The 13,826-nt window shown below is 64.9% G+C and carries 12 protein-coding genes; 3 read left to right on the top strand and 9 right to left on the bottom strand.

Features of this window, described 5'->3' with window-relative positions; genetic code table 11:
• Positions 1-12 precede the first annotated feature (12 nt).
• From CH289_RS06835 to CH289_RS06810, 6 genes are all read right to left on the bottom strand, one after another.
• Positions 13-816 carry an IclR family transcriptional regulator gene (locus CH289_RS06835; protein WP_179276756.1) on the bottom strand — a complete coding sequence of 268 codons (804 nt, stop codon included), beginning with the start codon at positions 814-816 and terminating at the stop codon, positions 13-15.
• Positions 817-860: 44 nt separating this feature from the next.
• A complete protein-coding gene (locus CH289_RS06830) occupies positions 861-2,021 on the bottom strand; it encodes an enolase C-terminal domain-like protein (RefSeq protein ID WP_020112362.1) in 1,161 nt (386 codons plus the stop codon).
• Positions 2,022-2,033: 12 nt separating this feature from the next.
• Entirely contained in the window at positions 2,034-3,359 is a 1,326-nt protein-coding gene (locus CH289_RS06825; protein WP_019667800.1) for an ABC transporter substrate-binding protein, read from the bottom strand.
• Positions 3,360-3,362: 3 nt separating this feature from the next.
• A complete protein-coding gene (locus CH289_RS06820) occupies positions 3,363-4,244 on the bottom strand; it encodes a carbohydrate ABC transporter permease (RefSeq protein ID WP_026348247.1) in 882 nt (293 codons plus the stop codon).
• A gap of 4 nt (positions 4,245-4,248) precedes the next feature.
• The gene (locus CH289_RS06815; protein WP_033190310.1) at positions 4,249-5,190 is read right to left on the bottom strand and encodes a carbohydrate ABC transporter permease; all 942 of its coding nucleotides are present in this window, start codon (positions 5,188-5,190) and stop codon (positions 4,249-4,251) included.
• Positions 5,191-5,469: 279 nt separating this feature from the next.
• A complete protein-coding gene (locus CH289_RS06810) occupies positions 5,470-6,540 on the bottom strand; it encodes a dienelactone hydrolase family protein (protein ID WP_094714275.1) in 1,071 nt (356 codons plus the stop codon).
• 45 nt (positions 6,541-6,585) lie between these two features.
• Between CH289_RS06810 and CH289_RS06805 the strand changes: the two genes are divergently transcribed.
• Entirely contained in the window at positions 6,586-7,764 is a 1,179-nt protein-coding gene (locus tag CH289_RS06805; protein ID WP_094714276.1) for a hypothetical protein, read from the top strand.
• An 82-nt stretch (positions 7,765-7,846) separates the two neighbouring features.
• Here the strand turns inward: CH289_RS06805 and CH289_RS06800 are convergent, their stop codons facing one another.
• Complete coding sequence (locus CH289_RS06800) at positions 7,847-8,659, bottom strand: NAD-dependent epimerase/dehydratase family protein (protein WP_094714277.1); 813 nt, start codon at positions 8,657-8,659, stop codon at positions 7,847-7,849.
• A gap of 161 nt (positions 8,660-8,820) precedes the next feature.
• Between CH289_RS06800 and CH289_RS06795 the strand changes: the two genes are divergently transcribed.
• Positions 8,821-9,900, top strand: coding sequence for an ABC transporter ATP-binding protein (locus CH289_RS06795; RefSeq protein WP_019667807.1), 1,080 nt, complete (start codon positions 8,821-8,823; stop codon positions 9,898-9,900).
• Between the two features lie 161 nt (positions 9,901-10,061).
• Positions 10,062-11,276, top strand: coding sequence for an L-talarate/galactarate dehydratase (locus tag CH289_RS06790; RefSeq protein WP_020112357.1), 1,215 nt, complete (start codon positions 10,062-10,064; stop codon positions 11,274-11,276).
• A gap of 43 nt (positions 11,277-11,319) precedes the next feature.
• On the opposite strand, the gene CH289_RS06785 is transcribed toward CH289_RS06790, so the two are convergent.
• Together CH289_RS06785 and CH289_RS06780 are read right to left on the bottom strand one after the other, a co-directional pair.
• On the bottom strand, positions 11,320-12,792 hold the full coding sequence (locus CH289_RS06785) for a mannitol dehydrogenase family protein (RefSeq protein WP_094727622.1): 1,473 nt from the start codon (positions 12,790-12,792) through the stop codon (positions 11,320-11,322).
• The gene (locus CH289_RS06780; RefSeq protein WP_094727713.1) at positions 12,789-13,811 is read right to left on the bottom strand and encodes an NAD(P)-dependent alcohol dehydrogenase; all 1,023 of its coding nucleotides are present in this window, start codon (positions 13,809-13,811) and stop codon (positions 12,789-12,791) included. The genes CH289_RS06785 and CH289_RS06780 overlap by 4 nt, the downstream gene beginning before the upstream one ends.
• Positions 13,812-13,826: the final 15 nt, after the last annotated feature.

Genomic DNA, 13,826 nt, shown 5'->3' with positions numbered 1-13,826 from the left:
CGCTCGGCCGGGTCAGCGCACGCCCTCGGCGCGGAGCTCACGAGCCCAGGCGTCGGCATGCTTGGTCAGAACGCCTGCAATACGTTCCAGCTCGCCCGGATACGACGCCACCTCCGCGGGCATCGACACACTGAGCGCGTCGGTTGCGGGAATGCGGTAGGGCACCACCGTCGCGATGCAGACCACGCCGACCGTTCCCTGTTCCTGCTCCAGTGACCACCCGCGCTTGCGCACCTCGGCCAGCTCCGCGATCAGCGCGTCGCGGTCGACGATGGTGTTGTCGGTGTACCGCTCGAGCTGCTGGGGCAGCAGCTGAGTCACCTCGTCGGTGGTCAGCTCCGCCAGCAGCGCCTGACCCAGCGCGGTGACGTGGCACGGCAGCTTGCGTCCGACGCGGTGCATGCGCCGGACTTCCAGCTTCGAGCCCCGGCTGGCGAGGTAGATGACGTGGTCCTCGTCGCGTCGGGCGAAGTGAACGGTGTGCCGGACGTCCGATCGCAGCGCCTCCAGTACTGCGGCGGCACGCCCCACGACGGAATCCTTGTCGAGGTAGGACGTGCCGGTCAGCAGTGCGTGAGTGCCGATGCCGTAGCGCGAACCCGATTCGTCGGCCTCGATCCACCGCAGTTCCTTCAGGGTGCGCAGGAGGGCGTGCAAGGACGACCGTGGGTACTTGCACGCCTCCTGCAGCTCGCCGAGACTCATCCGGGTCGGCGAGGCGGCCAAGGTCTCGAGGATGTGAATGGTCCGTTCCGCAGACTTCACCGGCTGGGAGTCGGAAGCAGCGGGTGCGGGAGCCTTGAGATCGTTCACCATGAGGACAGTGTCCCTCATCTGGAACGCAGTTTCACCTACAGACATCAGTATTCTTCGACAAGGTTTTCCGAGACGTACTCGTGGTCGATCTCTTCACCGAGGCCGGGGCGGTCCGGCATGTGCACGATTCCGTTCTCGTCGATGGGATCGACGATGGACTTGAGGTGCGGGGGAACCCAGTCGTAGTCGGTGTGCGGGTGCAGCAGCCCCCGCTCGTACCAGTGAACGTTGGGCGCCCCGCCGACGAGCGCGAGGTTGGGGGCACCGTTGCCGTGGATCTCGCACTCGAGCCCGAACCCGTCGGCCATGTGCACCGTCTTCATCGCCGGCGTGATCCCGCCGCCGTTCATCGCGCCGACCCGCAGGATGTCGCAGGCTTCGTTGGCGATCCACTCCGACCTCGACTTGTGCCGTCCCGGAGTGGTCTCGGGACCGATGACGGGGGTGTCGATCTGGTCCGCGAGCCACTTGTACGAACGCAACGAGAACTCGTCCATCGGTTCCTCGAACCAGGCGAACTTCAACCGGTCGAGTTCGCGGCCCAACGTGAGGGCTTCGGTGCGCGAGTACCAGTGGTAGCCGTCGAGCATCAGTGAGAAGCCGGGGCCGACGGCGTCGCGTACCGCGGCACAGGCGTCGATGTCGCGGTGGAGGTCGGGGGCGCCGGGGTGCGGCGGCATCCAGGTGTGCAGCTTGATGCCCTGGTAACCGCGTGCCTTCAGATCGCGAGCGAAGGACGCGAAGTCCTCCGGTGAGGACAGGCCGCCCTCGATGTCGTCACCGCACATGGTGCTCGCGTACGCCTTCACCTCGGATCGGGCTCCGCCCAGCAACTTCCACACCGGTGTGCTGAACTTGTTGCCCGCCAGATCCCACAGAGCCTGGTCGACGTAGCTGAGCGTGTGCTCGGGCAGTTCGACGGCCTTGGTGCGTTGACGGATCGCGAACTTCTTCTCGACGGACTCGCGGGCGAGCGGATCGGTGCCGATCAGGACCGACTGGAAGTACTGCTCCACCTGGTCCTGACGCAGGTAGTTGGGCTTGCCGAGAACGTAGCCGCTGGCTCCGTCGGAGTCGGTGATGCGCAGCAACGCCTGGGTGGACTGGCTGGACGGGCCGGGGTGACGGTGTCCGTAGGAGTCGACCGACGTGCGCGCCTCCGTCTTGAACACCTGCACGGCAACTTCCGTGATGACGCTGGACATGGTGCTTATCCCCTATTTGCCCTGACGGGCATCGTATTTGGCCTTGGAACGATTGAGCTTCTCGGCGAAGTCGTCGGCGAAGTCCTGGGCGCTGAGCTGCCCGATCAGAACCTTCTGCCACTGGCCCAGCATCTGCACCTGGACGATCTTGCCGAAGTCCGGCAGGTAGTCCGGCGGCGTGACCAGGACGGTCTTCGGGTCGTCGAGTGCGGCCTGAGCGGCCTGTACGGACGGCATGTCCTGGAACGACGGCGCCGATCGCGCAACGGTGTTGACCGGAATCTGGCCGACGTTCTCGTTCCAGTACGCCTGCGACTCCGGAGACGTCATGAACTCGAGGAACTTCCAGGCTGCAGCCTGGTGCTGACTGGACTTGAAGACCGTGTACGACGGGAACGGGTCGGTCATCACCGTGCGGACGCCGTTGTCCGCGAGTGGAAGTGCGACTGCGCCGACCTTGTCGCCGAGCGCCTTCCTGTGGTTGCTGAGCGAGCCGAGGTTGTGCTGCATCATCGCAACCGACCCGCCCCCGAAGCTGGCCACCATCTGCGGAAATCCGTTGTTGACGTCGGCGGTGGGAGTGTCGACGTCGTACAGAGCGGCGAATCGTTCGATGGCCTCGACCATCTCGGGGCGGTTGACCGTCGATTCGCTGCCGTCGAAGAAGTTCTCGATACCGGTCGTCGCGAACATGTGCTGCAGGAGCGGATAGATCGATCCCGCTCCGCCGCGGATGGTGAATCCGTACCGGCCGGCGGCCTTGTCGGTCAGTGCGTCCGACGCCTCGTAGAACTCGTCCCAGGTGTCCGGTGGTTCCAGGCCTGCCTCGTCGAACCAGTCGGCGCGGTACCACAGCGTTGCGTTGTTGCTGGTGAACGGCAGACCGTAGAGCACCTCTCCGCCGCCGGACTCACGCGCGGATTCGATGATCTTGGGGTCGTAGTCCGCCTTCTGAGGCGAGGCGTCGAGGAACTGGTCCAGCGGAATGACGGCGTTCTGAGCGACGAGCGGAGCCAGGTAGGCCGTCGATACGATGCCGAGGTCCGGGGCCGAGCCGCCGGCCAGTGCCGTCTGGTACTTCTGCTGCGCACTGTCCGACGGCAGACCGACGTACTCGATGTCGATACCGGGATTCGCAGCTTCGAACCGGCGAATCAGCTCCTCGTACAGCGGAGTTCGATCCGGTCCGGCATTGTTGTCCCAGAAGGTGAGGGTGCCGCTGTTCGGGTCGCCCAGTGCGCCGTCGGGCAACGATGTTTCCGAACTGCATCCGGCGAGGACGAGTGCGGTGACGGCGCCGACGAGGAACGTTCTTCTGGCGAAATGTGTGGTCGTCATTGTTCAGCCCTTCACCGCTCCGGCGCTGAGGCCCTGGACGAGGTATTTCTGGATGACGGCGAAAACGGCGACGACGGGCACTGCAGCGATGAGACCGCCGGCCGCGAGGACACCGAAGTCGACGTTGTAGGAACCGATGGTGTAGCTCAATCCGACTGGCAGCGTGAACTTCTCCTGGCTGCTGATGAACATCAGGCCGAACAGGAAGTTGTTCCAGCTGCCGATGAAGGCGAACGAGCCGACGGCGATGAGGCCGGGCCGCAGCAGTGGCAGCATGATGATTCGGAACGCTTTCATGCGGGAGCATCCGTCGACCATCGCTGCTTCTTCGAGCTCCACGGGGATCTGGGAGATGAAGCCTGCCATCAGCATCGCGGCCAAAGGTAGTTGGAACACCGTATCGGCGACGATGAGGCCGAACAGGTTGTTCACCAGACCCATCTCGCGGAACACCTGGAACAGCGGGATGAGCAGCATGGCGCCGGGCACGAACTGGCTGCACAGCAACGCCATGACAAGGGGGATCTTGGCGCGGAATTTGAAGCGAGCCAACGCGTATCCGGTTGCCAGGGCCACGAAGGTCGTCAGGACCAAGGACAACCCGGCGACGATCAGGGAGTTCTTGAAGAAGAAACTGAAACCCAGTGTGTTCCACACGGTGTCGAAGTGATCGAACGTGATGGGCCAAGGAAGCATCGAGTTCGATCCCGCGGGACGGAACGCGAACACGATCATCCAGTAGAACGGAACGAGCGTGAACAGAAGGTAGAGCGCGAGCGGAAAGCCGACACTGAAGAAACGCGGTTTGGTCTTGTGCACGCGCAGTTCGGTGTGGGAGTCGGGTGCCGGGGTGGTGATCACCGGTCGATCGGCGGTAGTGGTCATGTTCTCAGGCCTTGTCGCTGTTGAACTTGCTCAGGCGCAAGTAGAGGATCGAGCAGAAGAGCAGGATCACGAATGCCACGGTGGTCAGTGCCGAGCCGTATCCGAAGTCCTGGGCAGTGGTGGCGAGTTGCGAGACGTAGAGCGGCAACGTCGTCGTGACGTCTGCCGGTCCACCGGCGGTCAGTGTGTACAGCAGGTCGACGTTGTTGAACTCCCACACGCCGCGAAGCAGCGTCGAGAGAATGATGACGGCCTTGAGGTGCGGGAGGGTGACGAAACGGAACCGCTGCCAGCGGTTGGCGCCGTCGACGTTCGCAGCCTCGTACAGATCCTTCGGTGCGCTCTGCAGTTCCGCGAGGATCAGGATCGCGAAGAACGGGACACCACGCCACAGTTCGGCGACCGACGTGGCCCAGAACGCGGTGTCGGGATCGGCGATGGGCGCGGCCGTGCCGTCGCCGATGCCCATGTCGCCGAGTAGCTTGAACAATCCGGTCGACGGGTTGTAGATGAGCAGCCAGATGCCGGTCGTCAGAACTCCGGACACGGCCCACGGCGAGAACACCAGCGCGCGGGCGAGTCCGCGACCGCGGAAGACCTCGTTGACCAGCAGTGCCAGCCCGAGTCCGAGGATCAGCTGGAAGACGACCTGCACACCGACCCATTTGGCGGTGACGACGAGGCTGTTCCAGAACGCGTCGTCGGCGAACATGAGCTTGAAGTTCTCGAGGCCGGCAAAACCGTTGTCCCACGGCGTCGTCGGGTTGTAGTACTGCAGGCTGTAGTAGAAGACACTGCCCACGGGGTAGAAGATGAAGACCACGAGCAGTACGACGACGGGTGCGATGAGGATGTAGGGCGCCGAGATGCGGCGCTTCTTCCGGATCGGGGCAGCTGCGGTGGACGCAGCCGTTCCTCCCGATCTGGGTTCGGTGGTGGTGACCATGGGTGACGCTCCGAGGGTGACGGGCCTGTGCGGCATGGGTTCCGGTGGGCGTGAAGAGGAACGGTTCAGGTAAGTCCGGGTGACGGGGTTCCGGGTGACGGGGCTGGGCGAGCGAGCCGCAGACGCTGCGGTACGGGCGCGTCGTTCAGGCGTCGTTCAGGCGTCGTTCTAGGGTCGCTCGATCGCTCTCATCCGTTCACGTACATGAACTCACGTCTTCTATGTGAATTGCTGTGACTTACTATGACCGCAGTCACAAGCCGTGTCAAGCGTGACGGGTCATACCATTCTGCCCAACCACGCAGCTGCGGCGTCCTGCATGTCCGAGGTGAACACGTGGCCGCCCTCGAACCACTGGGTGGTGAGCGCGTCGGATCCTCCGTACGCGTGCTGAAGTGCAGCTTCTGCGTCGGACATACCCTTCGGCCCGAAATGGCTGTCACGCTGGGCGAATTGAACCAGCAACGGCGTCGGGAAACCGGAGGCGGCCACGTCCGGCCAATCGCACACAGCCGGAAGGCCTGGGGTGATCATCAGCCAGGTGGTGTCGTCGGCGTGACCGTCCGCGACGTCGGCGAACGTGCTCATCATCGCGGTGATCACCGCTGCCTTCACCTCCGCCGCGGCGAGCAGATGCGCGACCCTGGCGCCTCCACCCGAGAACCCGGTGACACCGATTCTCGACGCATCCACACCAGGAATCCCCCGCAGCACCTCCAGCGCCACCAGGTCCTCCCGGAGAACCTGTCGAGCCAGCGAAGACCCGGTCAAGGCAGCTGTCTTCGCCAGTCCGTGCTCGTGCTCACGAGCCGCGACCTCGTACCGAGCGCTCGAATCCAGCGCCGACGCGCCGGCTGCCTTCTTTGCTCGCTCGGGAAAGTCCTCCCACGCCACCCGGCGACTGCCCCAGGGAAAGACGTCGTGCACCAGGACGGCAAAGCCGGCGGCGACGAGTCCCGCCGCCACGGACCTACCGTCGTACCCGCGTCGTCGCATGTCGGACAGGGCGGCGATCGGTCCGTCCGGACCGTCGGCCACCTTCTCCTTGCCGTGGAACTTGATCCCGTCGTGCGCGTGGAGGAGCAGAACGGCGGGCAGGTCACGGTCCGTGCGGTTCGCGGGCGTCAGCAGCCAGGCCTCGGTCGGAGCCGTCTCCCCGGGCACCGTCCAGGTCAACTCGATGCCGTCGACGCCGGAGTTCTCCGTCTCTGCGGCTGTGTCGACGTGCCACGTGCGGCCGAAGGCGACGTGGGGAGTGCTCTCGTGCAGGTCGGGTGTGGACCCCAGGGCGCGGAGGATCGCTGCTCGACGGTCCGATCGTGGACAGCCGCGCTCGTCATGTGTTCCCATGTGTGAACTCCGTCCCATCTGTTGAATCCATCCTGAGGGGTTTGAATGTCCGAGCACACCGTCGACCGCATCGTCGCGCACGCCTACCCGTGGGACGTGCTGGGCGACCCGCACTTCGTCCAGCGCGCCCTGGACCTCGGCGTTCGAGAGGTCGCGCTCGCCGCGAGCTACCACTCGACCCGCGCAGCCACCCCCCTGCATCCGCAGCACAAAGTGGTCGACGCCCACCACGCGGCTCTGTACCGGCCCGTGCGCGGCGACGCGTGGGACGGCCTTGCGATCGCCGCCCCGACGGCATCATGGGGTGGCTCCGAGGACGCATTCGGCGACGCCGCCGCGCTTCTCGTGGCAGCCGGAATCAAGGTGCACGCGTGGATCGTGCTGTCCCACAGCACGATCATCGGCCAGGCCAACCCGGACGCAACCGTCGTCAACGCATTCGGCGACCGGTACCCGTACGCACTGGCACCCGGCCACCCGGACATCGTCGCGTACGCACGCACCCTGGCAAGCGAAGCGATCCGCGGTGTCGACGTGCACGGCGTGTCCGTCGAAGCCGCAGGTCAGCTGGGAATCGCGCACGTCGGGCCGCACGAAAAGACCGACGGGGCCTACCCCGGAATCGGGGACACCCTGATGTCGATCAGCTGCACTCCCCGCGAGCTGTCCGCCTGGGCCGAACACGGCGTCGACTCGGACAAGATCGTCGCGAAATTGCGCGACGGAATCGGCGCATTGTCCGCGGGAACGTTGGCGCCGTCGTCGACGATCGAGGACGTACTCGACAGCGAGGAAGCCGACGCCGTGTTGACCGTGCGCCACGCCGACGCCGACCGGCTGCGCGGAGCAGTACTCGCCGCCGTCCGAACCGAGTCGCCCGACGTCCGCGTCACGCTGCACGGCCACCCCGATCCCTGGAAGACCGGCCCATCGCCTGCCTTGACCAGCACCGCCGCCTCCGACGTCGACGCCGTCCTCGTCTCGGCCTGGCCCGGAACCGCCGAAACCGTCTCCGTCGTGCAGCGCACCCGAGCCCTGGTGGGAGAGAACACCGCCGTCGGCGCCTACGTCTCCGTGTTGCCGCCGAAGAAACTCGACGACACCGGCGCCCACGTCGCCGCCACCGTCGCAGCCGGGGCGAACGAACTCCACCTCTACCACCTCGGACTGGTCAACAAGCCACAGCTGAACGCCCTCGGCTCCGTCATCGCGGACTACTCCTAGCCGCCACCCCCGCCGCACCGAACGTGACGTTCGGTCACTTCAAGTGACCGAACGTCACGTTCGGTGCGAACAGGGCAGCCCACTAGTGCATGCGTGTGCCCAGTGGGTGGTCGCAGAAGGCACCACCGACGCGCTGGAGGATCGGGTCGTCGAAGGTCCATTCGTGGTCGGCGAGGAATTCGTCGGCGAACTGCTCGGCGTCGTCCTGGGGCTCGTATCCGATGGCGGCGCCCTGCTCGCCCGACCACCAGGCGCGGGAGTTCTTCGAGATTCCCCAGACGGTGTGGAATCCCTTGGCGCTGTCGGAGAGTGAAGCTTCGATGAGGCGGGCGGTGTCGGCCGGCGACATCCAGCTGGCCAGGCCGCGGTAGTTCGGTGGCTTCTCGAAGCTCGATCCGATGCGCAGATTCACCACGTCGATTCCGAAACGATCGTGATACAGCCGTCCGAGTGCTTCGACGGCAGCCTTCGACCAGCCGTAGAAGCCGTCGGGACGCGGGCCGACGTCGCCGGGCAACGGCTTTCCGCCTGCCTCGTCGTGCGTCCAGAAGCCCACCGCGTGATTGCTCGACGCTGCCACCACCCGGGTCACTCCGTGGGTCACGGCAGCGTCGAAGATCGCCTGGGTGCCGTCGACGTTGACCGAGAGGATGTTGACCCAGGAGTCCTCGGTGCTGAGGCCGCCGAGATGCAGGATGGCGTCGACGCCGTCGACCGCACGCGATACGGCGTCGCGATCCGTGACCGATCCTTGGACGAATTCTTCTGTGGCGGAGTCGATATCGGCGATCTCGGCGATGTCGAACAACCGCAGTGTCCGGTCCGGGCGACGTAGCAGTGGCCGGAGCATCTTGCCCATGTTTCCGGCCGCGCCGGTGATCAACAGCGTCGTCATGTTTCCTCGTTTCCGTCGAAAAGTCTTGTGCTGCGCATCACGTTAGTGCATAGTTCGAAACGAAGTCACCATCTTGACTCAAGTTCACATACATGAACAATACGTTCAACTCCCACTCGGATCGTCCGGCACGTTCCTGCCGGTGAAGGAGCACACCCATCATGGCAACAGTTGCGTTCGAGAACGTCACCAAGTTCTTTCCCGGCGGGGACAAGCCTGCCGTCGATCAGCTCGATCTGGCGATCGAGGACGGCGAGTTCCTCGTCCTCGTCGGCCCGTCCGGCTGCGGAAAGTCGACGTCGCTCCGCATGCTCGCGGGGCTCGAGGACGTCGACCGCGGCGCGATCACCATCGGCGGCAACGACGTCACCGAGTTCCAGCCGAAGGACCGCGACATCGCGATGGTGTTCCAGAACTACGCGCTCTACCCGCACATGACCGTCGGCGAGAACATGGGCTTCGGCCTGCGTATCGCGGGTGAGGACAAGGGCGAGATCAAGCGGCGCGTCGAGGATGCGGCCAAGATTCTCGACCTCACCAAGTTCCTCGACCGCAAGCCCAAGGCGCTGTCCGGCGGTCAGCGTCAACGTGTCGCGATGGGCCGCGCGATCGTCCGGAAGCCGCAGGTGTTCCTCATGGACGAGCCGCTGTCCAACCTCGATGCCAAGCTGCGTGTGCAGACGCGCGCGCAGATCTCCGCGCTCCAGCGTCGCCTCGCCACCACCACCGTCTACGTCACCCACGACCAGGTCGAGGCCATGACGATGGGCGACCGCGTCGCGGTGCTCAAGGACGGCGTGCTGCAGCAATGCGACACTCCGCGCCGGATGTACGAGCACCCGAACAACGTGTTCGTCGCCGGGTTCATCGGGTCGCCCGCGATGAACCTTCTGGAACTTCCGCTTGTCGACGGCGGCGTCAGCTTCGGCGGGGAGATCGTGCCGGTCCCACGCTCGGCTGTTGCGAGCATCGGGGAAAGCTCGGTCACGCTCGGCGTACGTCCCGAGGATCTGGAGATCACGACGGGAGAGGGCCTGGAGGTCACCATCGACGTCGTCGAAGAACTCGGCGCCGACGCCTACGTCTACGGCCAGGCCGACGTGAACGGAGCCAAGCAGCCCATCGTCGTGCGCGCCGACGGCCGCATTCCGCCACGTCGGGGCGAGAAGATCACCTTGTCCTATGCGGCGGAGCGGACGCATCTGTTCTCGACCGTGACCGGCGAACGCCTCGTCGACTGACGGGCTTTCGGGATGGAGATGCATGCAGTCCGGTGTATTTCCATCCCGCGTCGGCGATGCTGAACCAGTATCGATGTATCCACAAATAGTCTTGGACTTGAATGAATGGACCCCCTAGCGTGTGAGGTACACCACCAGCCGTTCAAGGGAGATCAGTCGCAGTGTCCATCGACGTAGAGACAAGAACCTCGAAGCCCACCAGCGGCCTCACCGCACCCGACGCGGCGATCAAGGCACTCGCGGCCGGCGACGCGACCATCGACCGGATCGCACACGTCACGCTGAAGTCGATCACGCTGCCGCTGAAGAACCCCATCAGCGATGCCAAGGTTCTGACCGGCAGGCAGAAGGCCATGACCGAGGTCGCGTTCCTGTTCGCGGAGATCAGAACCGAGCAGGGCCACGAAGGAATCGGTTTCAGCTACTCCAAGCGTGCCGGTGGACCGGCCCAGTTCGCACACGCGAAAGAGATCGCACCGGTGTTGATCGGCGAGGATCCCAGCGACATCGCCAAGATCTGGACCAAGCTGCAGTGGGCAGGGGCGTCGGTCGGGCGCAGCGGCGTTGCCACACAGGCCATCGCGGCCGTGGACATCGCACTCTGGGACCTCAAGGCCAAGCGTGCGCAGCTGCCGCTCGCGAAACTCATCGGTGCGACACGCGATTCCGTGCAGACGTACAACACCTCCGGCGGGTTCCTGCACACCCCGATCGAAGAAGTCCTGGACAATGCGACGGCATCCCTCGCGGCCGGAATCGGCGGCATCAAACTCAAAGTGGGTCAGCCGGATTGGCGCACCGACATCGCCCGCGTCACAGCTGTCCGCGAGCACCTCGGCGACGACGTCCCGCTCATGGTCGACGCCAATCAGCAATGGGATCGCCCGACGGCGAACCGTATGTGCCGCATTCTCGAACAGTTCGACCTCGTCTGGATCGAAGAACCGCTCGATGCCTACGACGCCGAAGGTCACGCGATGCTCGCGCGCACCTTCGACACGTCCATCGCGACCGGTGAGATGTTGGCCAGCGTCGGAGAGCACGTCCGCTTGATCGAGGCAGGTTCGGTCGACATCATTCAGCCCGACGCCCCGCGTATCGGCGGAATCACGCAGTTCCTCAAGTTGGCCTCGCTGGCCGAGCACCACAACCTGCAGCTCGCACCGCACTTCGCGATGGAGATTCACCTCCACCTCGCGGCGGTGTACCCGTTGCAGACGTGGGTGGAGCACTTCGACTGGCTCGATCCGCTGTTCGACGAGCACCTCGAAACCCGCGACGGCAGGATGCATCTCTCCGACCGCCCGGGCCTCGGCTTCACGCTCAGCGATCAGGCCAAGGCCTGGACCGTCGGAACGGCGGAGTTCGGCAAGTAACCCCTGTGTGAGTGGAGATGTAGGCCCTGCCCTACATCTCCACTCACGTGTGGCGGAGGCGTTCCAGGGTCGCGCGGGCGCCTTCGGAGTGCAGAGAGTCCAACTGCGTGCGGTATTCGGTGACGAAGCGTTCGTTGTCGATCAGGTCGCCGAAGACTGCGCGGTTGGCGATGAAGGCCGTGGGATCGTCGTGCTGCTTCCGGGCAATCGGAATCAGGGTGTCGGCGAGCTGGTCGACGATCTCGATCGGCTGACCCTGCTCGTCGACACCTTCGGCGTACCGTGCCCAGCTGGCGACGACGGCAGTGGACAACCTGATGTCTCCGCCGGTTTCGAGATTCTTGCGGATGACGGGCAACAGCCACTTGGGAATTCGGTCCGACGACTCCGCGCACAGCCGCGCGACGGTGTCGCGGATCTCCGGGTTGGAGAAGCGTTCGATCAGTGTCTTCTTGTAGTCACCCAGATCGATGCCGGGGACCGGCTGCAGCGTCGGAGTCGCTTCGTTGTTCATGTAGGCCAGCAGGAACTCGGAGAACAGTGAGTCCTGGGCTACCTCGTGCACCAACCGGTAGCCGCTGAGGTAGCCGAAGTACGCGAGTGCCTGATGGCTCGCGTTCAACAGTCGCAGCTTCATCAGCTCGTACGGCGTGACGTCCTCGACCACCTGTACTCCGACGTCCTCGAACGGAGGGCGACCGAGCGTGAACTTGTCCTCGAGGACCCACTGCGTGAACGGCTCGCCCGCGACAGGCCACTGATCGTCCAGCGCGTAACGCTCCGAAAGGCTCTGCACCACTTCGGGAGTGGTCACCGGCGTGATGCGATCGACCATCGAGTTGGGGAATGTGCCCTCGGCGGTCAGCCACTGCGCCAACTCGGGATCTTTCAGGTGCGCGAACGCAGTGAATGTCGACTGCGCGATGTGCCCGTTGCCCTCGATGTTGTCGCAGGACATGATGGTGAACGGCTTCAGTCCGCGGTCCTTGCGTCGCGCGAGAGCGGCGACGACCAACCCGAACGTCGTCGACGGAACGGCCCCGTCCTTCAGATCGGCCTGGATGGACGGATTCTCGGCGTCGAACTCGCCCGTCGTCGCGGAGAAGTTGTATCCGCCTTCGGTGATGGTGAGCGAGACGATACGCGTCGACTCCGCGGCCATCTTCTCGATCACGGCCTCGGGATCGTCCGGTGCGAAGAGGTACTCGACGATGGACCCGATGACTCGGGTGTCCCAGGTGCCGTCCGCGTGCTTGAGCGCCAGCGTGTACAAGCAGTCCTGGGCGTCCAAGACGTCCTTCATCTTCCGGTCACCGGGGAGGACGCCGACACCGCAGATTCCCCACTCCGACGCCTCGCCCTGCTGAAGCAGTCGGTCGACGTACATCGCCTGGTGGGCGCGGTGGAACCCGCCGACACCGAAATGCACGATCCCGGCCGTCACGTCGGACCGATCGTAGGTGGGCACTGCGACGTCCTCGATGAAGTCGTCGAGTGTGCGCGAGTTCAGCTTCATACGTCGGTCTCCTTCGAGAGTCCTGGGATGACAACAGCTTTGATGCTTCCAGCGGCCTTGTCCGCGTTCAACGCGTCCTCGGCGTGAGCGAGATCGAACCGTGCGGTGACCATTGCGTCGAGGTCGACCAGTCCGCCGAGAACCAGTTCACGAGCGATGGGCCAGGTGTTGGCGTAGCGGAACACTCCGGTCAGTACGAGTTCGCGGTTCTGGATCAACGAGATCGGCAACGCGTAGTCGGATCCACCCATACCCACCAGCACCACGGTACCTGCGGGCCGAACCGCATGAATGCCGTCGACGACGGCCCTGGCCGCACCGGACGCGTCGATGAACGCGTCGACCTCGAGCTCTCGAACATCGTCCGTTGCAGGGTCGAGGACCTGCGTCGCGCCGAAGGTGGATGCGTTGACCCGACGAGCCGCGTCGATGTCGCTGACGATCACGGTCGTGGCGCCGAATGCGCGGGCGACCTGTGCGGTCACGAGGCCTACCGGGCCCGCGCCCGCGATCAACACGCTGGAACCCGCCGTGATCCGTGCCTTCTGGGCCGACGCGATGCCGACCGACAACGGTTCGAAGAGGGCAGCGGCTTCGTCGGAGATCTCGTCGGGAATCGTGTGCGCGAAGACCGACTGGATCAACACGTACTCGGCGAGGGCGCCGTCGATCGGCGGCGTCGCGAAGAACTCCATGGACGGGCACAGGTTGTATCGGCCGGCGCGCGACTGTGCGCTCGTCGGATCCGGGCGCTGAGGTTCGATCGAGACGCGCTGGCCGATTCGGGTGTCGGCCACTGCGGAACCGACTCCGACGATCACGCCTGCTGCTTCGTGTCCGAGTACCAGTGGGCCGTTCACGACGTGGTCGCCGATTCGGCCTTCCCGGTAGTAGTGCGCGTCGGATCCGCAGACTCCGACGGCGGTGACCTGGACCAGAACCTCGTCGGCCGCCGGGGTGGGAACCGGTCGCTCCTCCAGTCGAATCTCGTGGGGTCCGCTGAGAACGCTGACCTGCATCGACTGTGGCACCTG

The organism is Rhodococcus sp. RS1C4 (assembly GCF_002258225.1).
Classification (GTDB): domain Bacteria; phylum Actinomycetota; class Actinomycetes; order Mycobacteriales; family Mycobacteriaceae; genus Rhodococcoides; species Rhodococcoides fascians_E.
Note: the sequence above shows the minus strand (reverse complement) of the source record. Positions and strands in the feature narration are given on the sequence as shown.